This is a genomic window from Burkholderia sp. MSh2 (assembly GCF_000731655.1).
GTDB lineage: Bacteria > Pseudomonadota > Gammaproteobacteria > Burkholderiales > Burkholderiaceae > Burkholderia > Burkholderia paludis.
Window position 1 is genome coordinate 170,529 of the sequence record NZ_JPGM01000007.1, and the last position, 18,996, is coordinate 189,524.

Annotated in this window: 16 protein-coding genes; 12 read left to right on the top strand and 4 right to left on the bottom strand. The window is 69.4% G+C overall.

Annotation, left to right across the window (positions count from 1 at the left end; genetic code table 11):
- The first annotated feature begins 197 nt into the window (after nucleotides 1-197).
- Nucleotides 198-1,046: an ureidoglycolate lyase gene (locus tag GQ57_RS06325; protein ID WP_034197406.1), complete on the top strand. Its 849-nt coding sequence runs from the start codon at nucleotides 198-200 to the stop codon at nucleotides 1,044-1,046.
- A gap of 132 nt (nucleotides 1,047-1,178) precedes the next feature.
- On the opposite strand, the gene GQ57_RS06330 is transcribed toward GQ57_RS06325, so the two are convergent.
- Nucleotides 1,179-1,562 (bottom strand): VOC family protein, encoded by a 384-nt coding sequence (locus tag GQ57_RS06330; protein WP_034197407.1) that lies wholly within the window; start codon nucleotides 1,560-1,562, stop codon nucleotides 1,179-1,181.
- A gap of 125 nt (nucleotides 1,563-1,687) precedes the next feature.
- Between GQ57_RS06330 and GQ57_RS06335 the strand changes: the two genes are divergently transcribed.
- On the top strand, nucleotides 1,688-2,311 hold the full coding sequence (locus GQ57_RS06335; protein WP_425321994.1) for a CGNR zinc finger domain-containing protein: 624 nt from the start codon (nucleotides 1,688-1,690) through the stop codon (nucleotides 2,309-2,311).
- 48 nt (nucleotides 2,312-2,359) lie between these two features.
- Here the strand turns inward: GQ57_RS06335 and prpR are convergent, their stop codons facing one another.
- Entirely contained in the window at nucleotides 2,360-4,342 is a 1,983-nt protein-coding gene (gene prpR, locus GQ57_RS06340; protein WP_034197409.1) for a propionate catabolism operon regulatory protein PrpR, read from the bottom strand.
- A gap of 170 nt (nucleotides 4,343-4,512) precedes the next feature.
- Here prpR and prpB point away from each other — a divergent pair, with 170 nt between their 5' ends.
- From prpB to GQ57_RS06365, 5 genes are all read left to right on the top strand, one after another.
- Nucleotides 4,513-5,406, top strand: a complete 894-nt coding sequence (gene prpB, locus GQ57_RS06345) for a methylisocitrate lyase (protein ID WP_031400291.1) — start codon at nucleotides 4,513-4,515, stop codon at nucleotides 5,404-5,406.
- Between the two features lie 114 nt (nucleotides 5,407-5,520).
- A complete protein-coding gene (prpC, locus tag GQ57_RS06350) occupies nucleotides 5,521-6,693 on the top strand; it encodes a bifunctional 2-methylcitrate synthase/citrate synthase (RefSeq protein WP_031400290.1) in 1,173 nt (390 codons plus the stop codon).
- Between the two features lie 78 nt (nucleotides 6,694-6,771).
- Nucleotides 6,772-9,366, top strand: a complete 2,595-nt coding sequence (gene acnD / locus GQ57_RS06355) for a Fe/S-dependent 2-methylisocitrate dehydratase AcnD (protein WP_031400289.1) — start codon at nucleotides 6,772-6,774, stop codon at nucleotides 9,364-9,366.
- 194 nt (nucleotides 9,367-9,560) lie between these two features.
- Nucleotides 9,561-10,751, top strand: coding sequence for a 2-methylaconitate cis-trans isomerase PrpF (prpF, locus tag GQ57_RS06360; RefSeq protein WP_031400288.1), 1,191 nt, complete (start codon nucleotides 9,561-9,563; stop codon nucleotides 10,749-10,751).
- A 159-nt stretch (nucleotides 10,752-10,910) separates the two neighbouring features.
- Nucleotides 10,911-11,963 carry a CaiB/BaiF CoA transferase family protein gene (locus tag GQ57_RS06365; RefSeq protein WP_034197410.1) on the top strand — a complete coding sequence of 351 codons (1,053 nt, stop codon included), beginning with the start codon at nucleotides 10,911-10,913 and terminating at the stop codon, nucleotides 11,961-11,963.
- A gap of 184 nt (nucleotides 11,964-12,147) precedes the next feature.
- Here the strand turns inward: GQ57_RS06365 and GQ57_RS06370 are convergent, their stop codons facing one another.
- Nucleotides 12,148-12,591, bottom strand: coding sequence for a PaaI family thioesterase (locus tag GQ57_RS06370; RefSeq protein WP_031400286.1), 444 nt, complete (start codon nucleotides 12,589-12,591; stop codon nucleotides 12,148-12,150).
- A gap of 291 nt (nucleotides 12,592-12,882) precedes the next feature.
- On the opposite strand from GQ57_RS06370, the gene GQ57_RS06375 reads away from it, so the two are divergent.
- A complete protein-coding gene (locus tag GQ57_RS06375; protein WP_031400285.1) occupies nucleotides 12,883-14,436 on the top strand; it encodes a methyl-accepting chemotaxis protein in 1,554 nt (517 codons plus the stop codon).
- 24 nt (nucleotides 14,437-14,460) lie between these two features.
- Here the strand turns inward: GQ57_RS06375 and GQ57_RS06380 are convergent, their stop codons facing one another.
- Complete coding sequence (locus GQ57_RS06380) at nucleotides 14,461-15,570, bottom strand: AGE family epimerase/isomerase (protein ID WP_034197411.1); 1,110 nt, start codon at nucleotides 15,568-15,570, stop codon at nucleotides 14,461-14,463.
- 114 nt (nucleotides 15,571-15,684) lie between these two features.
- Between GQ57_RS06380 and GQ57_RS06385 the strand changes: the two genes are divergently transcribed.
- From GQ57_RS06385 to GQ57_RS06395, 4 genes are all read left to right on the top strand, one after another.
- Nucleotides 15,685-16,383: an MgtC/SapB family protein gene (locus tag GQ57_RS06385; protein ID WP_031400283.1), complete on the top strand. Its 699-nt coding sequence runs from the start codon at nucleotides 15,685-15,687 to the stop codon at nucleotides 16,381-16,383.
- A 90-nt stretch (nucleotides 16,384-16,473) separates the two neighbouring features.
- Entirely contained in the window at nucleotides 16,474-17,916 is a 1,443-nt protein-coding gene (locus GQ57_RS06390) for a hypothetical protein (protein ID WP_034197412.1), read from the top strand.
- 175 nt (nucleotides 17,917-18,091) lie between these two features.
- The gene (locus GQ57_RS43275; RefSeq protein ID WP_162836120.1) at nucleotides 18,092-18,247 is read left to right on the top strand and encodes a hypothetical protein; all 156 of its coding nucleotides are present in this window, start codon (nucleotides 18,092-18,094) and stop codon (nucleotides 18,245-18,247) included.
- A gap of 167 nt (nucleotides 18,248-18,414) precedes the next feature.
- Nucleotides 18,415-18,894: a GNAT family N-acetyltransferase gene (locus tag GQ57_RS06395; protein ID WP_034197413.1), complete on the top strand. Its 480-nt coding sequence runs from the start codon at nucleotides 18,415-18,417 to the stop codon at nucleotides 18,892-18,894.
- The last annotated feature ends 102 nt before the right edge of the window (nucleotides 18,895-18,996 follow it).

Here is an 18,996-nt window from a genome sequence, read left to right on the forward strand (position 1 = left end):
GGCGGCCGCCCGTTCGACGCGCGCCGCACCTCCGTGCGGCGCCACGATCGCTGCGCCCGCGCGAGTCTCGCGCGTCGGACGGCATGCCGGAGGCGGCCCCGACGCGCGTAATCGACGATCGACTCTCAGCCCGGCGTGCGGTCGCGAAATGCCGCGCGCCGGTATCCTGTCAAATTCGACAACAGAGGTTGAGCACGATGAAACTGCTTCGCTATGGTCCGACCGGCCAGGAAAAGCCCGGAATCCTCGACGCGGACGGCCGGATTCGCGACCTGTCCGCGCATGTGCCGGATCTGTCCGGCGACGTGCTGTCCGACGCGGGCCTCGCGCGGCTGCGCGCGATCGATGCGGCCACCTTGCCGCTCGTGTCCGGCGAGCCGCGCATCGGCGCGTGTGTCGGGCAGGTCGGCAAGTTCATCGGTATCGGCCTGAACTACGCGGACCATGCGGCGGAGGCCGGCATGGCGGTGCCGAAGGAGCCGGTCGTGTTCGGCAAATGGACGAGTTCGATCTGCGGCCCGAACGACGACATCGAGATCCCGAAGGGTTCGGTCAAGACGGACTGGGAAGTCGAGCTGGGCGTCGTGATCGGCGCGACGTGCAAGGACGTCGACGAAGCGCGCGCGCTCGATTACGTGGCGGGCTACTGCGTCGTCAACGACGTATCCGAGCGCGAGTGGCAGATCGAGCGCGGCGGCCAGTGGGACAAGGGCAAGGGCTTCGACACGTTCGGCCCGGTCGGTCCGTGGCTCGTCACGCGCGACGAGGTGCCCGATCCGCAGCGTCTCGACCTGTGGCTCGAAGTCGACGGTCACCGTTATCAGAACGGCAACACGCGCACGATGGTGTTCACCGTTGCACAGCTGATCGCCTATCTGTCGCGCTGCATGACGCTGCAGCCGGGCGACGTGATCACGACCGGCACGCCGCCGGGCGTCGGCATGGGCGTCAAGCCCTCCCCGGTGTTCCTGAAGGCCGGCCAGACGGTGCGCCTCGGTGTCGAAGGGCTCGGCGAGCAACGCCAGCTCGCGCGCGCCGCACGATAACCGCACGGGCGGGACCGCCGTCGAACGACCGCTGCCGGCGGTCGTCGGAGGCCGGGCATCGACGATTCGAACGTAAAGGCCCGATTCCGCGTTGCGCGGAATCGGGCCTTTCGCATGGGTACGCGGGTGCGATCACACGATGTTGTCGAGTTCGCAGTGCGCTTCCAGCCGATATCCGTCGGGATCGACGACGAAAGCCGCGTAGTAGCCGGGGCCGTAGCGGTCGCGCTTGCCGGGCCCGCCGTTGTCCTGGCCGCCGTGCTCGAGCGCGGCGCGGTAGAACGCGTCGACCTCGACAGGCGACGCGGCCTTGAACGACAGGTGCAGCCCCGAGTCGGGATCGGCGGCGACGGGGCGCGTCGCATGCTGCAGCCACAGTTGCGGCTCCGTCCTGCCGTATCCGATGGCGCCGTCGTCGCTATACAGCCGCTTGTAGCCGAGCGCGCCGAGCGTGCTGTCGTAGAACGCGCGGCTGCGGCCGACGTGTGCCACGCCGAACGAGAGGTGATCGATCATCAGTTGGCTCCTTGAATCGAGAAGGGACTTCCGTGCAGCAAACCTGTTTTTAACCACCATGCTGGTTATGTTAGGAAGCGTCCCCGGGCTTGTCAACCAGCATGATGGTTAGATACGATCCGGACATGAGCCATATGCACCCTTCCGTCACGATGGACTGCCTGATTCCGGCGCCGCCCGAAACCCTGAGCATCGATTTCGCGAACACGCTGTACTGGCGCGGCAGCGACTCGCCGACCGAAACCCTCGGGACGATGGACGATCTGCTGGCGTGGTGCCGGGAGCAGGCCGGCGTGCCGGCCAGCCTGGCGCAAACGTGCGGCACGCGTAGCGTGGAGGAGGAGGGGGCGCCGGCGGCGCTTGCGCGCGCGCTCGCGTTGCGCGACGCGCTGTATCGGCTCTTTCATGCACAGGCCGAGCAGCGTGAGCCGCAGGCCGAGGATCTCGCGCTGCTCGGCGGCTTTCTCGCGGAAGCGGCGCCGCGCATCGCGCTGGCGCGCGTCGACGGCGGCTACGCGTGGCGGATCGCGGAGGGCCGCGCGACGCTGGCCCGGCTGCTGAGCCCGGTATTGTGGTCGGCGATCGACCTGCTGGGCGGCGCGCGGCTCGCGAAGGTCAAGCGTTGCGCGAACGATGCGTGCCAGTGGCTGTTCATCGACGACAGCAAGAACGGCAGCCGTCGCTGGTGCTCGATGTCGTCGTGCGGCAATCGCGCGAAGGCGTACCGCCACTATCACAAGGCCGACTGACGAGCGTGTTCGGGCGGGCGCGCGGCGGCGCGTCGAATCCGGGCGAGCCTATTTCGCCGACAGCTTCCGCCACAGCGTCGTCTTGCTGATGCCGAGCATCGCGCATGCGCGGTCGCGGTCGCCGCCGCACGCGTCGAGTGCCGCGCGGATCTCGTCGGCTTCCGCACGGCGGCGGCGCGCGTGCAGCGTCTGCGCGTCGTCGGCGTCGGCCGTGTCGGGCGGCGCGACGAACAGCTCGGGCGCGATCGCCCGCAGCGCGTCGGGATCGAGCGCGCCGCATGCGCCGGCGGGATCGCCTTCGTCGGCTTCCTCGGCCAGTTCCACCGCGATCCGTTCGATCACGTTCTGCAGTTCGCGCACGTTGCCGGGCCACCGGTAGCGCGCCAGCGTTGCCTGGGTCGCGCCGAGCACGCGCGCGGCGTCGCCGGCGTCGCGCAGGCGGTCGGCCAGGCGGGGTTCGCGCCGCGCGGCCTGCACGAGCAGCGTGGCCGCGAGCGCCGGGATGTCGGCCGCGCGCTCGCGCAGCGGCGGCAGGCCGACGTTCAGGATGTTGAGCCGGTAATAGAGATCCGCGCGGAACGTGCCGGCCTCGACGGCCGCGAGCAGCGGACGGTGCGTCGCGGCGACCACGCGCACGTCGATGCGGATCGGCTCGGTCGAGCCGAGACGGATCACCTCGCGCTCCTGCAGCACGCGCAACAGCCGGCTCTGCAGCGACGGCGGCATCTCGCCGATCTCGTCGAGAAACAGCGTGCCGCGGTGCGCGGCCTCGAACAGGCCGGTCTTGCCGCCGCGCCGCGCGCCGGTGAACGCGCCTTCTTCATAGCCGAACAGCTCGCTTTCGAGCAGCGCTTCCGGAAACGCGCCGCAGTTGACCGCGACGAACGGGTAGCCGCGCCGCGCGGACAGCGCGTGCAGGCTTTGCGCGATCATTTCCTTGCCGGTGCCGCTTTCGCCGAGCACCAGGACGGTCGCGTCCGATTTCGCATAGCGGCGCACGAGATCGCGCACGCGCGCCATCGGCGCGGAGGCGCCGATCACGTCGTCGAGCGCGTAGCGCGCGGCGAACTGCTGCGTGGTCGGCTGCGAACGCAATGCGCGGTCGAGCCGTTCGACCGCGCGAGATTCCTGGAACGTCAGCACGCTGCCCGACGTGACGCCGCGATCGACGAGCGGCCCGCGATGCACGACGTAGCGCACGCCGCGCACGGTCGCGAGCGCATCGCCGTCCTCGCCGCGCAGCGTGCGCAACTCCGGGCGCAGGTCGACGAGCGCGCGGCCGACGGCCGCCCCGGGTTCGACCCCGAGCGCCGACGCGAGCCGCTCGTTGATCGCCTCGACGCGGCCGCGCGCGTCGAGCGCGACCACGCCGTCGCGCAGGTGCTGCAGCAGGTTGTCGAGCCGCTGGCGGCGGAACGCCTCGGCGTGCGTCGCATAGGCGACTTCGAGCGCCGTATCGACGGCCTTGCGTACCGATGCGTGCGAATACAGGAACACCGCGCCCATGCCGGCGCTGGCCGCGAGATCGGTGACGAGGCCGGGGCCGACGATCGTCTCGATGCCGCGGTCGTGCAGGTCGTGCACGCAGGCTTCCGCTTCCTGCGCGGACTGATATGACGCAAACTGCACGTCGAGGCCGTATGCGGCGACGAAGCGGCGCACTTCGGGCGGCGTTTCCCCGGCGCTGACGAGCGCGATCCGCGATGCGTCGCGCCGCGCGCGCGCGAGCGCCTGCATCACGTCGAAGCCGGTGGGCGACACCACCACCACCGGCACTTGCGCACGCGTTTTCAGGAAGCCGCCGTTCGAGCCGGCCGCGACGATCACGTCGGGCCGCGCGGTGCCGGCCTCGGCGATCGCGCTGAGCGCATCCTCATAGGCGCGCGTGACGATGCGCACGTCGGCGCGTTCGTCGAATTCGCCGGCGATCTCGCGAAAGAGATCGCGCAGGCGGCTGATACCCATCGCCCAGATGCGCGGGCGCACCGCGCGATCGGCCGGGCCGACGGGCTTGGTCGAGGAGAGGTCCATGACGGTGGATTATGCGCGTGCGATTTCATTTTTGAAACATGAGATTGCCGATTTGAAATATCCAGGCGTGACGTCGCCCGTGCCGGTTGCTTAAGAATCAGTGGGTTAGCGGAGTTCAGCGAGCTGGCCCGGTCCTTGCTGTTATCGGGCATTCCATCAGGAGGCCGTTCATGAGCAATACGCATCTTCAGAGCGCCGGCGCGAAATTCCGCGCGGCAGTCGCGGCGGAACAGCCGCTGCAGGTGGTCGGCGCGATCACCGCGTACGCGGCCAAGATGGCGCAGGCCGTCGGCTTCAAGGCCGTGTACCTGTCGGGCGGCGGCGTCGCCGCGAACTCGCTCGGGATCCCCGATCTCGGCATCAGCACGATGGAAGACGTGCTGATCGACGCGAACCGGATCACCAACGCGACCGACCTGCCGCTGCTGGTCGACATCGATACGGGCTGGGGCGGCGCGTTCAACATCGCGCGCACGGTGCGCTCGTTCATCAAGGCCGGCGTCGCGGCCGTGCACCTGGAGGACCAGGTCGGCCAGAAGCGCTGCGGCCACCGTCCGGGCAAGGAAGTCGTGCCGACCGAGGAAATGGTCGACCGCGTGAAGGCGGCGGTCGATGCGCGTACCGACGACCAGTTCGTGATCATGGCGCGCACCGATGCCGCCGCCGCCGAAGGGATCGATTCGGCGATCGAGCGTGCGGTGGCCTATGTCGAGGCCGGCGCGGACATGATCTTCCCGGAAGCGATGAAGACGCTCGACGACTATCGCCGCTTCAAGGCGGCCGTGAAGGTGCCGATCCTCGCGAACCTGACCGAGTTCGGCTCGACGCCGCTGTTCACGCTCGACGAACTGCGCGAGGCGAACGTCGATATCGCGCTGTACTGCTGCGGCGCATATCGCGCGATGAACAAGGCCGCGCTGAATTTCTACGAAACGCTGCGCCGCGACGGCACGCAGAAGGCGGCCGTGCCGACGATGCAGACGCGCGCCGAGCTGTACGACTTCCTCGGCTATCACGAATACGAGCGCAAGCTCGACGAGCTGTTCGCGCAGGGCAAGAAGTAACGCGCCCGCGCGCCGGGACACGATTCCGGAACGCTTTGCATCGGTCGGGCCCGGCGCCGCGGCGCCGGTTGGAACGACCGCTGATACCCCCGATACACATTGGAGAACGGAAACATGAGCGAGACGAAAGACGCAGCAGCACCGGCCGCCGCAGGCGCATTCAAGCCGAAGAAGTCGGTGGCGCTGTCGGGCGTGACGGCCGGCAATACGGCGCTGTGCACGGTCGGCAAGACCGGCAACGACCTGCACTATCGCGGCTACGACATTCTCGACGTCGCCGAATCGTGCGAATTCGAGGAAATCGCGCACCTGCTCGTGCACGGCACGCTGCCGAACCTGACCGAACTGGCTGCGTACAAGACCAAGCTGCGCGCGCTGCGCGGCCTGCCGAACGCGCTGAAGGCGGCGCTCGAGCAAATCCCGGCGTCCGCGCACCCGATGGACGTGATGCGCACCGGCGTGTCGGTGCTCGGCACCGTGCTGCCGGAGAAGGACGACCACAACCTGCCGGGCGCGCGCGACATCGCCGACCGCCTGATGGCATCGCTCGGCTCGATGCTGCTGTACTGGTATCACTTCTCGCACAACGGCAAGCGCATCGAGACGGAAACCGACGACGACTCGATCGGCGGCCACTTCCTGCACCTGCTGCACGGCAAGACGCCGTCGAAGTCGTGGGTCGAGGCGATGCACACGTCGCTGATCCTGTACGCGGAGCACGAATTCAACGCGTCGACGTTCACCGGCCGCGTGATCGCGGGCACGGGCTCGGACATCTACTCGGCGATCACCGGCGCGATCGGCGCGCTGCGCGGGCCGAAGCACGGCGGTGCGAACGAAGTCGCGTATGAAATCCAGAGCCGCTACAGCTCGCCGGACGACGCCGAAGCCGATATCCGCCGTCGCGTCGAGAACAAGGAAGTCGTGATCGGCTTCGGCCACCCGGTCTACACGATCTCCGATCCGCGCAACAAGGTGATCAAGGGCGTCGCGCACAAGCTGTCGAAGGAAGCGGGCGACCTGAAGCTGTACAACATCGCCGAGCGCCTCGAATCGGTGATGTGGGAAGCGAAGAAGATGTTCCCGAACCTCGACTGGTTCAGCGCGGTGTCGTATCACATGATGGGCGTGCCGACCGCGATGTTCACGCCGCTGTTCGTGATCTCGCGCACGTCCGGCTGGAGCGCGCACATCATCGAGCAGCGCATCGACAACAAGATCATCCGCCCGAGCGCGAACTACACCGGTCCGGAAGACCTGCAGTTCGTGCCGATCGAGAAGCGCTGATCGCCAACCGTGCACGCCGGCTGCCCGCATGACGGGGGGCCGGCGTGCGCCGGACGCCATACCCGAGTTCCCCACATCATGAATACCGCCAACCGCAAACCCCTGCCCGGCACGTCGCTGGACTATTTCGACGCGCGCGCCGCGGTCGACGCGATCGCGCCCGGCGCCTACGACACGCTGCCGTACACGTCGCGCGTGCTCGCCGAAAACCTCGTGCGCCGCTGCGATCCGGCGATCCTTGCCGATTCGCTGAAGCAGATCGTCGAGCGCAAGCGCGAGCGCGATTTCCCGTGGTTCCCGGCGCGCGTCGTGTGCCACGACATCCTCGGCCAGACGGCGCTCGTCGATCTCGCGGGCCTGCGCGACGCGATCGCCGACGCCGGCGGCGACCCGGCGAAGGTGAACCCGGTCGTGCCGGTGCAGCTGATCGTCGACCACTCGCTCGCCGTCGAATGCGGCGGCTTCGATCCGGACGCGTTCGCGAAGAACCGCGCGATCGAGGATCGCCGCAACGAGGATCGCTTCCACTTCATCGAGTGGACGAAGAAGGCGTTCGAGAACGTCGACGTGATCCCGCCGGGCAACGGCATCATGCACCAGATCAACCTCGAGAAGATGTCGCCGGTGATCCAGGCGCACGACGGCGTCGCGTATCCGGACACCTGCGTCGGCACCGACAGCCACACGCCGCACGTCGACGCGCTCGGCGTGATCGCGATCGGCGTCGGCGGGCTCGAGGCGGAGAACGTGATGCTCGGCCGCGCGTCGTGGATGCGCCTGCCGGACATCGTCGGCGTCGAGCTGACCGGCAAGCGCCAGCCCGGCATCACCGCGACCGACGTCGTGCTCGCGCTGACCGAATTCCTGCGCAAGGAAAAGGTGGTCGGCGCCTATCTCGAATTCCGCGGCGCCGGCGCGGCGAGCCTCACGCTCGGCGATCGCGCGACGATCTCGAACATGGCGCCCGAATACGGCGCGACGGCCGCGATGTTCTTCATCGACGGCCAGACGACCGACTACCTGCGTCTCACCGGCCGCAGCGACGAGCAGGTGAAGCTCGTCGAGACCTACGCGAAGGCGGCGGGCCTGTGGGCCGACACGCTCGCCAATGCGCAGTACGAGCGCACGCTGACGTTCGACCTGTCGAGCGTCGTGCGCAACATGGCCGGCCCGTCGAACCCGCACAAGCGGCTGCCGACGTCCGATCTCGCCGCGCGCGGGATCGCCGGCCAGTGGGAAGAGAAGGCGGGCGAGATGCCCGACGGCGCGGTGATCATCGCCGCGATCACGAGCTGCACGAACACCAGCAACCCGCGCAACGTGATCGCCGCCGCCTTGCTCGCGCGCAACGCGAACGCGCGCGGCCTCACGCGCAAGCCGTGGGTGAAGAGTTCGCTCGCGCCCGGCTCGAAGGCGGTCGAGCTGTACCTGGAAGAAGCGAACCTGCTGCCCGAGCTCGAGAAGCTCGGCTTCGGCATCGTCGCGTTCGCGTGCACGACCTGCAACGGCATGTCGGGCGCGCTCGACCCGAAGATCCAGCAGGAGATCGTCGACCGCGACCTGTACGCGACGGCCGTGCTGTCCGGCAACCGCAACTTCGACGGCCGCATCCACCCGTATGCGAAGCAGGCGTTCCTCGCATCGCCGCCGCTGGTCGTCGCATACGCGATCGCCGGCACGATCCGCTTCGACATCGAGAAGGACGTGCTCGGCCACGACCCGGACGGCAAGCCCGTCACGCTGAAGGATATCTGGCCGACCGACGAGGAGATCGATGCGATCGTCGCGTCGAGCGTGAAGCCCGAGCAGTTCCGCAAGGTCTACGAGCCGATGTTCGCGCGCAGCGCCGACGCGGGCGAGCGCGCGGCGCCGCTGTACGACTGGCGCGCGCAGAGCACCTACATCCGCCGCCCGCCGTACTGGGAAGGCGCGCTGGCCGGCGAGCGCACGCTGCAGGGCATGCGCCCGCTCGCGGTGCTCGGCGACAACATCACGACCGACCACCTGTCGCCGTCGAACGCGATCCTGCTGGACAGCGCGGCCGGCGAGTACCTCGCGAAGATGGGCCTGCCGGAAGAAGACTTCAACTCGTACGCGACGCACCGGGGAGACCACCTGACCGCGCAGCGCGCGACCTTCGCGAACCCGACGCTGATCAACGAGATGGCGGTGGTCGACGGCGCGGTGAAGAAGGGCTCGCTCGCGCGCGTCGAGCCGGACGGCAAGGTCATGCGGATGTGGGAAGCGATCGAGACGTACATGAATCGCAAGCAGCCGCTGATCGTCGTCGCCGGCGCCGACTACGGCCAGGGCTCGTCGCGCGACTGGGCGGCGAAGGGCGTGCGGCTCGCGGGCGTCGAGGCGATCGCCGCCGAAGGGTTCGAGCGGATCCACCGCACGAACCTGATCGGGATGGGCGTGCTCCCGCTCGAGTTCAAGCCCGGCACCAACCGGACGACGCTCGGCATCGACGGCACCGAGACCTTCGACGTGATCGGCGAGCGCAGGCCGCGCGCCGACCTGACGCTCGTGATTCATCGCAGGAACGGCGAGCGCGTCGAGGTGCCGATGACGTGCCGGCTCGATACGGCCGAGGAAGTGTCGATCTACGAAGCGGGCGGCGTGCTGCAGCGTTTCGCGCAGGATTTCCTGGAATCGTCGCAGGCGGCGTGACGGGAAGGTGGTAAAGGCGGTTCGGCGCGCCGTCGGCGGTGCGCCGAACGAAGGGCCGGTTGTCGCGGCGGCGCAGGAGCGCCGGCCGCGCGGCAGGCCGGATTCGGTTTGCCGCGCATCGCTCCGGCGCGCGCGGCATCGGGCGGGAAGCCGGGTGGACGCACGGCTTCCCGCGGATCAGGGATACAACGGACATGGCTCATATTCCTCAAATCAGGGTTCCCGCGACCTACATCCGCGGCGGCACCAGCAAGGGCGTGTTCTTCCGGCTGCAGGATCTGCCCGACGCCGCGCAGGCGCCGGGCGCCGCGCGCGATGCGCTGCTGCTGCGCGTGATCGGCAGCCCCGATCCGTACGGCAAGCAGATCGACGGGATGGGCGGCGCGACGTCGTCCACCAGCAAGACGGTGATCGTGTCGAAGAGCGCGCGGCCCGGCCACGACGTCGACTACCTGTTCGGGCAGGTCGCGATCGACAAGGCGTTCGTCGACTGGACCGGCAACTGCGGGAACCTGTCGGCGGCGGTCGGCCCGTTCGCGATCAGCGGCGGCCTGGTCGATCCGGCGCGCGTGCCGCGTGACGGCGTGGCGATCGTGCGGATCTGGCAGGCGAACATCGGCAAGACGATCGTCGCGCACGTGCCGGTCACGAACGGCGCGGTGCAGGAGACGGGCGACTTCGAGCTGGACGGCGTCACGTTCCCGGCCGCCGAAGTGCAGCTCGAATTCATGGATCCGGCCGCCGAGGAAGAGGGCGCGGGCGGGTCGATGTTCCCGACCGGCAACCTCGTCGACGATCTTGCGGTGCCGGGCGTCGGCACGCTGAAGGCGACGATGATCAACGCGGGGATCCCGACGATCTTCGTCGAGGCCGAAGCGATCGGCTATACGGGCACCGAGCTGCAGGACGCGATCAACGGCGATGCGAAGGCGCTCGAGAAGTTCGAGACGATTCGCGCGCACGGCGCGCTGCGCATGGGCCTGATCGATACGCTCGACGAAATCGCGACGCGGCAGCACACGCCGAAGATCGCGTTCGTCGCGAAGCCGGCCGATTACGTCGCATCGAGCGGCAAGCGCGTGAACGCGGGCGACGTCGACCTGCTGGTGCGCGCGATGTCGATGGGCAAGCTGCATCACGCGATGATGGGCACGGCGGCGGTTGCGATCGGCACGGCCGCGGCGATCCCCGGCACGCTCGTCAACCTGGCGGCGGGCGGCGGCGAACGCAACGCGGTGCGTTTCGGGCATCCGTCGGGCACGCTGCGCGTCGGTGCGGAAGCGCGGCTCGAGAACGGCGAGTGGGTCGTCACGAAGGCGATCATGAGCCGCAGCGCGCGCGTGCTGATGGAAGGCTGGGTGCGCGTGCCGGGCGACGCGTTCTGACGCACGAACCGGGATGAGCGTTGCTCACCGCGATCCCTGCAAGGCGATTTCCGCCGCGCAGGGATTTTTTGTTTGCGGCGCGCGTGACGGACACGATCCGCGGCGCGAGGCACGGGGCCGGCGCATGCACCGAAGCGCCGGCCCGGAAAGGAGAATCGCATGCCGCTCGACACGCCGCTTGCCGGCACCCATATCGTCGAATTCGAAGGCCTCGGCCCCGGCCCGCTCGCGGGCTGGATGCTCGCCGGGATGGGCGCGCGGGTTACGCTGATCGCGCGTCCGTCCGGCCGCACCAGTGCGCCGGACGCGCTGCGGGCCCGCGACGGCGATCTGCTGCGCGAGGGTAAGGCGATCGTCGAACTCGACCTGAAATCGCCGGCCGGCCGCGAGGCCGCGCTCGACCTGATCGCACGGGCCGATGCGCTCGTCGAAGGGCTGCGGCCCGGCGTGATGGAGCGGCTCGGCCTCGGGCCCGACGACTGCGCGCGCCGTAACCCGGCGCTCGTGTACGGGCGGATGACCGGCTGGGGCCAGCACGGCCCGCTCGCGGCGGCGGCGGGGCACGACCTGAACTACGTCGCGCTGACGGGGCTGCTGTCGCTGTCCGCGCCGCGCGACGGCCGGCCGGGGTTGCCGCCCACTGTCGTCGGCGATGCGGGCGGCGCGCTCGGGTTCGCGTTCGGGATCGTCTGCGCGCTGTTCGACGTGCGCGGCGGCGGGCCGGGGCGCGTGGTCGACGGCGCGATCGTCGACATCGTGTCGATGCTCGGTTCGCTTGCATTGTGGGCGCGTGCGAACGGCCAGCTCGACGGCGCGCAGCCGAGCCTGTTCCACGACGCGCCGTTCTACGACGTGTATCGCTGCGCGGACGGCGAATGCGTGACGATCGGCGCGCTCGAACCGCCGTTCTACGCGCTGCTGGTCGAACGGCTCGGGCTGACCGACGTCGATCCGGCGTCGCAGTACGACCGCGCGCGCTGGCCCGCGCTGAAGGCGCGTTTCGCCGAGGTGTTCGCGCGGCAGCCGTCCGCGCACTGGCGTGCGTTGCTGGAGGGCACTGACGCGTGTTTCGCGCCGCTGCTGAGCGTGGCCGACGCGGTCGCGCATCCGCACAACGTCGCGCGCGGAATCTATCGAACGGACGAGAACGGGAACGTGCGGGCGCGCGTGGCGCCGCGTTTCCTGCCGTTGACGGGCGATGGGGCCGGGTAGCGCGCCGAACCCGACGGTTCGGGAGCGAACCGGGTGCTGCCCGCAGGGTATTGGCCGCCGTGGGGCGTCGCGAGCGCGATGCCGTCCGTCCATCCTGCCGCGATGAAACGCCGGCGCGGTGCGCGCAGCGGCTTCGGTTTCGGTGTTTCGCGGCCGATCCCGGCGAACCGGCCGGCGCCGCCCGTCAGGCCGTCTCTTCCGGCCCGTCCGGCATCTTGCCGTCGCCGACGCGGTTGATCGTGCCTTGCGCGATCGCGACGAGCCGCTCGTGATCGCCGTCGATGACGAACACATGACACTGGCAGGTGGCCTGGTGCCGGCCCGCGTAGACGAGCTTCGCGCGGGCGACGAGCGTACCGTTCACGGCCGGCCGCAGGTAGTTGATCTTGTATTCGGCGGTAATCACGCGCGGGCCGAGCACGAGTGCGCCGGCAAACGTCAGCGCATTGTCCGCGAGATAGCTGATGACGCCGCCGTGCACGAAGCCGTGCTGCTGCCGAAGTTCTTCGCGCACGGGCAGGCACAGCGACACCTCGTTGTCGCCGATGTGCATCAGCTCGGTGCCCAGCAGCATGCTGAACGGTTGCGCACGCAATGCGCCGCGCGCGTGGTCCGTGATGTCCGTCATCGACTTTCCTCGAAATGAGTGCCCGCTTGCGCTGAACTCTAGGAAGGGGGCTGCGGATAAGCAAGGAAATTCGTCCACGTTTCGTGTGAGTTCCGGCGCGATGCGGTGCGATTGTTGCGTCGAATGCGGGAGTTGTCGTCGTTTGCGGGCGATTCGGCGAGAATGCCGGGGCTGCGCCTCGCCGGCGGCTTCCAATCGGCCGCACCTCGCCGGCCGCACCTAAAGTCCGACGCAGAAATGCCGCTAATGCCGGGGCATTGCCACATCGTCCGCTTTCCAGGAATCTCCCCCATGTTTGGAAAAATCAAGCTCGCGTCGGGTCTGCTCGGCGTGTTGACCGTGTTCTGCCTTTTCCTGTTCGCGATCGAAGCGCTCGGCTTCCGGGCGCTCGCGTCGACGCGCAGCGGGGTCGACGATCTGTCGAATGTCGCGATCGCGCAGGTCGGGGCGGCCAGCCAGGCGACCCAGCAACTGCTCGACGCCCGCATCAACCTGTCGCGCGCCGGCACGCGGATGGTGCGCGGCGGCCCGAAGCCGGAGGACATCATCCGCCACGCCGGCGCCTCGCTCGCGGAGGCGGACAAGGCGTTCGCCGTGCTGACGGCGGCACAGCCGGTCGACGACACGAACCGCGCGCGCGTCGCGGCGCTGGCCGAACGCTACCGCGCGCTGCGCGGCGCGCTGGGCGAACTCGTGCAGTTCCTCGACGCCGACAACATCCAGGCCTTCCTCGACCAGCCGACCCAGAGCATCCAGGACGCCTATATCGCCGAGCTGCATCGCTTCACCGACTATGGCGGCGCATCGAGCCGCGCGGCGCTCGACACGATCGACGGCGGCATGTTCTGGTTCAAGTCGGTCGGCATCGTGCTGCTGGTGGCGATGCTCGTGGCGAGCGCGGCGATCTACGCGGCGGCGCGGCGCGCCGTCGTCGCGCCTCTGGAGGAAGCCGGCCTCCATTTCGAGCGGATCGCGCAGGGCCGGCTCGACGAAGTCGTGCGGCCGGGCGGCGTGTTCGAGATCGACCGGATGCTGCGCGGCCTCGCCGTGATGCAGTCGAGCGTCGCGGACACCGTGCGCACGGTGCGCCAGGCGTCCGACGCGATTCACCTCGGCGCGGGCGAGATCGCGGGCGGCAACGCCGACCTGTCGGCGCGCACGGGCACGCAGGCGGCCTCTCTCGAGGAAACGGCCGCGAGCATGGAGGAGCTGACCGCGACCGTCCGGCAGAACACCGACAGCGCGCGTGCGGCGAGCGCGCTGGCAGACGCGGCGCTCGAGGCGACGAGCCACGGCGGCGGCGTGGTCGACAGCGTGATCGACCGGATGCGCGGCATCGCGCAGAGCTCGGGGCGGATCGCGGAAATCATCTCGGTGATCGACGGCATCGCGTTCCAGACCAACATCCTCGCGCTGAACGCGGCGGTCGAGGCGGCCCGTGCGGGCGAACAGGGGCGCGGCTTCGCGGTCGTCGCGGGCGAAGTGCGCTCGCTCGCGCAGCGCAGCGCGCAATCGGCGAAGGAGATCAAGGCGCTGATCGAGGATTCGGTCTCGCAGATCAACGGCGGCGCGGAGCTGGTCGACCGCGCCGGCGAGGCGATGCGCTCGGTCTCGGTGTCGATCACGCGGGTCGTGCAGACGATGTCCGAGATCACGTCGGCGTCGGTCGAGCAAAGCGTCGGGATCGAGCAGGTGAACCAGGCCGTCACGCAGATGGATCAGCTGACCCAGCAGAACGCGGCGCTGGTCGAGGAGGTCGCGGCGGCGGCGGCCTCGCTGAACGACCAGACCGCGCACCTGATGCAGGCGGTGTCGGTGTTCGAACTGGGCGACGGCCGCGGCTGACGCGCGGCGCCGTCGCGGGCCGGGTTACGCGCCGGCCGGCAGCGCCGCGTAGGCGGTCGCGAGGTGGTAGGGCGTCGTCGACGGCATGTCGGCGCGCGACACCTGCCCGCTCGCCGTCTTGCACTCGAACCAGCCGCGCGGATGCAGGAAGCGCGCGGCGAACCGCCCGATCTGCTGCGCGAGCGGCGCGGAGGCCGGCGTGCCGCCGTGCGTCGCGAGCGCGCGCAGGTATTCGGTCTGCGCCCAGATCCGCTGCGTGCCGTCGATGCACGCGCCCTGCGCATCGAGCGCGGCGCACACGCCGCCTGTCTGCGCATCGACCCCAAATTGCTCCGCGAACGTGAACGCGCGCGACAGCGCGGCGGGGAGCCCGGTCTGCGCGAGCCGCGCGCCGGCCGCATCGACCAGATAGAACCACTCGAACTGATGGCCGGGCTCGAAACGGTTGTCGGCCGCCCCGATCGGCAGCTCGGCCACGCAGCCGGTTGCCGCGTCGACGAAGGTGCGCTCGACGGCCTGCGCGGTGCGCCCGAGCGCGTCGTCGAATGCGGCATCTCCGAATGCGTCGGCGGCCGCGAGCCACGCTTCGGTCAGGTGCATCAGCGGATTCTGCAGCGCGCCGCTGCCGGATGACGAGAAATCGGCGTGACGCGCCGCATCGAGCAGCGCGTCGCCGGGACGCGGCGCGAAGCGGTCCTGGATCAGCGCCGCGGTCTCTTCGGCTGCCGTGCGCGCGGCGGCGTCTCCCGATGCCGCATACCAGGCGGCGCATGCGAACACGATGAACGCGTGCGTATACAGATCCTTGGTCGTATCGAGCGGCGCGCCTTGCGCGTCGACGCTGTAGACCCAGCCGCCGTGGCGTGCGTCGCGAAAGCGCCGGTTCAGCGCATCGAACAGCGTGGCCGCGTGGGCCGTGTCGCCGGCCTGCGCGAACACGAACAGTTGCCGTGCGCAGGCCATGGTGCGATAACGGGTCACGGGCAGCGGCGCGTGGGTGGCCGGATCGACGGACTCGAACGGCAGTCGCAATGTCTGGTCGAACCCGGAACCCCGCCAGATCGGCAAGACGACGTGCGCGAAGTGGTGGCGCAGCTGGGCGGCCTGGGCGGAAGCGGAGTCGGAAACGGACATGACGGGGTTGAGCGCTGGGTTCGAAACGTGTCGGCGCGGCCCGGAGAATCGGCGCGGCCGGGGCCAAGGATAAAACATTCCGCGCGGCCGGCACCAGTAAAGGAGATAAATCGGATGCTGAGCAACCTGGAACTCGTGATGCGCCTTGTTCTCGCGGCGGCGCTCGGCAGCGTCATCGGCTTCGAGCGCGAGCGTCTGTCGTGGGCGGCCGGCCTGCGCACGCACATGCTCGTCTGCGTCGGCTCGACGCTGATCATGATCGTGTCGGCGTTCGGTTTCGCCGACGTGCTGGGCAGCAACGACCACATCGTGCTCGATCCGTCGCGGATCGCCGCGCAGGTCGTGTCGGGCATCGGCTTCCTCGGCGCGGGCTCGATCCTCCTGCGCGGCGAGATCGTGCGCGGGCTGACCACCGCCGCGAGCCTGTGGTCGGTCGCGGCGATCGGTCTCGCGGTGGGCGGCGGACTCTACGTCGCGTCGATTTCGGCGACGATCATCATCCTGATCATCCTGGCCGGCATCAAGCCGCTGGAGCGGCGTTACTTCACGGTGCGCCAGCGGCGCCAGCTGGCGCTGACGGTGGTGAGCGGCGCGCTGACGTTCGATTCGCTGCACGCGGCGCTCGGCCCGGACAGCGCGCGCGTGAAGCAGTTCATCGTGCAGCGGGCCGACGATACGGGCGAGCACGACGAGGTGCGCATCGCGCTCGCACGGGTGTCGGAGCTCGAATACCGGGCGATCTGCGACAAGCTGCGCGCGCTGCGGGGCGTTACGCGTTTCGAGGAGGGGCGCGGGCTGTCGGGCGACGAATAGGCTGAACCGGCTGCGGGGCGTGCGACAATGGCCGGCCAGATTCCGTTCGACATCCGGTTCCGCGTTCGCGGGCCTCGCCATCCGATTTCCATGACCGAATCCGTTTCCACGCCCCGTTCCCTCTCCCGTTCCAATCGTTCGCCGGCGCGTGCCCGCCAGCGCTCGGCCGCTGCCGCGAGCAGTTCGTCCGCAAGGGCGACGGCGCGGTCCGGCGGTGCGCCGGCCGGCGATGCGTCGCGGGACGAACGTACGTTCGACCTGTTCGGCGATCCGGTGCTGGAGCCGGGCGAGCGCGTGCCGGTGACGGCGCGCGACGAGGCGGGCGCGCCAGCCGATGCGGAAGCGGGTGTCGCGGACGATGTGGCCGCCGGGCGGCAGCCAGCGCTGGAGGGGTTAAGCGCGCGGGAGGATGCGAGCGCGGCAGAGCACACGGGCGCGGTGGGCGGCGCGGTGACGCCGGAAGTCGCAGTGGCGGCGCACGGCGTTTCGGCACCTGAAGCCCGCAATGCCGCGCAGGCCGGCAGCGCGCCGGCGGTCGATGGCGTGGCAACGAAGGGGGGCGACGTGCCTGTGACCGAGGCCGCAGCGGCGACGGTGGCCGGACTGCCGACGCCCGATGGCGAAGCCGTGAAGGGCGTTGCCGCCGCAGCGGCCGTCAAATCCCGCGAAGGGCGGTCTTCCGGCGACGCCGTGAAGGAACGCCGCGCGCCGGCGACGGGCAGCAAACGCCGGGCGGCTGCCGGCGCGGGCAACGCGACGGCGGAGCAGGTCGTGCCGGTGGCGGCGAGTGTCGATACGGCGCAGGAAACGGCCGGGACGGCGCTAAACGCGGCTTCGACGGTCGAGCAGCCGCAGACGTCCGCGGAGCCGGTCAAGCCGGAAATCGTCGCGAACACGGCGAACACGGCGAACACGGCGAACACGGCGAACACGGCGAACACGGCGAACACGGCGAACACGGCGAACACCGCGAACACCGCGAACACCGCGAACACCGCGAACACCGCGAACACCGCGAACACCGCGAACACCGCGAAAGGCCCCGACGCCGTGCCGCAGGCCGACGCCAACGTACCGCGCCTCATTCCCCGGCCGGCGGCTTCTCCTGCACCCGTCGTCACGAAGCCTTCGGCGGAACGCACGCAACCGGCGGCGCCGACCTTCGATCCGGATACGCACCTGCGTCCGCTGACCGACCGGCTCGCGGCGCTGCAGTCCGACGTGGACGGCCTGACGCACGCGGCCGATCGCGAGATGCGCCGGGTCAACCGCCTGCTGCTGGCGCTGGCTGTCGTCGTGCTGGCCGGGCTCGTCGCGCTGGTGCTGCAGACGCGGCAGATCGCGCACCTGAAACAGGACGCGGCTGCCAAGCAGCAGCGGATCGATCGCCTCACGGCCGATCTGTCGACGCAGCAGGCGACGCTGATGACGCTCGAGGAGCACCACGAAGCGCTGCTGTCGCAAGTCGACCGGCTGCAGCGCAATGCGAATCGCGAGGCCGCCGTCGTCAGGCGCACCCGACGCACGCGCTGACTGTTCCGACCCTATCCTGGAGGCGATACGGGGCAAGGATCGCGGTTTTCCAACCGTCGCGGGCGGCAGCCCGGATGCGGCAAACTGATGCGGGTCGCTGGCAGAGTTAAGGGAAAACCCTTAGAATGGAGGCTGTCCTAGGGAAAACCCTAGATTCATCTGTCAGGAGTCTCACATGAGCTTCATCCTCGCCCTGCTGCAAAAGATCGACAACCTGTTCATGTCGCCGCACCTGCCGCTCGATGCCGAATACTCGTACGCCGCCCGTCGCGCCGAAGCCGAGCGCGTGCGCCGTGCGCATCTGGTGCCGATCGTCCTGTATCGTCGCTGATTCGCTGATTCGCTGATTCGCTGATTCGCTGATTCGCTGATTCGCTGATTCGCTGATTCGGCGCGGCCTCCGCCGTACCTGTCCGTCCGCTTTCCGCCGCCGCACTTCGCATCGGCGCGACCGTCCCGCTACACTGGAAGTCCGATTCCCTTTCTGGCGACCGGACCATGCTGCAGATGCGGCCGATGACGGCCAGTGAATTCCGCGCGTACCGCACGCGAGCCATCGACGGCTACGCGAACGATCTCGTTTCATCCGGACAGAATGCCGTCGAAGACGCGACCGCACGCGCGCGCGCCTGTTTCGACACGCTGCTGCCGGACGGCCTGCTCACCGCCGGCCAGACCCTGGTCGTACTCGTCGACGGCGCCTTGGGCGACCCGGTGGGCGACCTGTGGTACGCGATCGTGCCGGAAGGACCGAACCGCACGCTGTTCATCTACGACCTCGACATCGTCCCGTCCCGGCGCCGCCAGGGCTGGGCCACGCGCGCGCTCGATGCGCTCGACGCCGAGGCGCGCCGGCATGGCATTACCGAGATCGGGCTGTCGGTGTTCAATCACAACACGGCGGCGCGCGCCCTGTATCGCGCGTGCGGCTTCGCGCCGATCACGACGACCTTGATCAGGCCGGTCATCACGAGCTGAACCTGCCTGGCGGTACCGTATCGCCGCGTGCCTCCGCGGCGCTCCGCCGAGACCGGCCTACTTCCCGATTCTTCCCGCCCGCCGCCCGCAGAACGCAGAACG

What these genes read in the sequence shown, in the direction of transcription:
- GQ57_RS06325 (WP_034197406.1), top strand. Translation starts at nt 198, where the DNA reads ATGAAACTGCTTCGCTATGGTCCGACCGGCCAGGAAAAGCCCGGAATC.
- GQ57_RS06330 (WP_034197407.1), bottom strand. Translation starts at nt 1,562, where the DNA reads ATGATCGATCACCTCTCGTTCGGCGTGGCACACGTCGGCCGCAGCCGC.
- GQ57_RS06335 (WP_425321994.1), top strand. Translation starts at nt 1,688, where the DNA reads ATGAGCCATATGCACCCTTCCGTCACGATGGACTGCCTGATTCCGGCG.
- prpR (WP_034197409.1), bottom strand. Translation starts at nt 4,342, where the DNA reads ATGGACCTCTCCTCGACCAAGCCCGTCGGCCCGGCCGATCGCGCGGTG.
- prpB (WP_031400291.1), top strand. Translation starts at nt 4,513, where the DNA reads ATGAGCAATACGCATCTTCAGAGCGCCGGCGCGAAATTCCGCGCGGCA.
- prpC (WP_031400290.1), top strand. Translation starts at nt 5,521, where the DNA reads ATGAGCGAGACGAAAGACGCAGCAGCACCGGCCGCCGCAGGCGCATTC.
- acnD (WP_031400289.1), top strand. Translation starts at nt 6,772, where the DNA reads ATGAATACCGCCAACCGCAAACCCCTGCCCGGCACGTCGCTGGACTAT.
- prpF (WP_031400288.1), top strand. Translation starts at nt 9,561, where the DNA reads ATGGCTCATATTCCTCAAATCAGGGTTCCCGCGACCTACATCCGCGGC.
- GQ57_RS06365 (WP_034197410.1), top strand. Translation starts at nt 10,911, where the DNA reads ATGCCGCTCGACACGCCGCTTGCCGGCACCCATATCGTCGAATTCGAA.
- GQ57_RS06370 (WP_031400286.1), bottom strand. Translation starts at nt 12,591, where the DNA reads ATGACGGACATCACGGACCACGCGCGCGGCGCATTGCGTGCGCAACCG.
- GQ57_RS06375 (WP_031400285.1), top strand. Translation starts at nt 12,883, where the DNA reads ATGTTTGGAAAAATCAAGCTCGCGTCGGGTCTGCTCGGCGTGTTGACC.
- GQ57_RS06380 (WP_034197411.1), bottom strand. Translation starts at nt 15,570, where the DNA reads ATGTCCGTTTCCGACTCCGCTTCCGCCCAGGCCGCCCAGCTGCGCCAC.
- GQ57_RS06385 (WP_031400283.1), top strand. Translation starts at nt 15,685, where the DNA reads ATGCTGAGCAACCTGGAACTCGTGATGCGCCTTGTTCTCGCGGCGGCG.
- GQ57_RS06390 (WP_034197412.1), top strand. Translation starts at nt 16,474, where the DNA reads ATGACCGAATCCGTTTCCACGCCCCGTTCCCTCTCCCGTTCCAATCGT.
- GQ57_RS43275 (WP_162836120.1), top strand. Translation starts at nt 18,092, where the DNA reads ATGAGCTTCATCCTCGCCCTGCTGCAAAAGATCGACAACCTGTTCATG.
- GQ57_RS06395 (WP_034197413.1), top strand. Translation starts at nt 18,415, where the DNA reads ATGCTGCAGATGCGGCCGATGACGGCCAGTGAATTCCGCGCGTACCGC.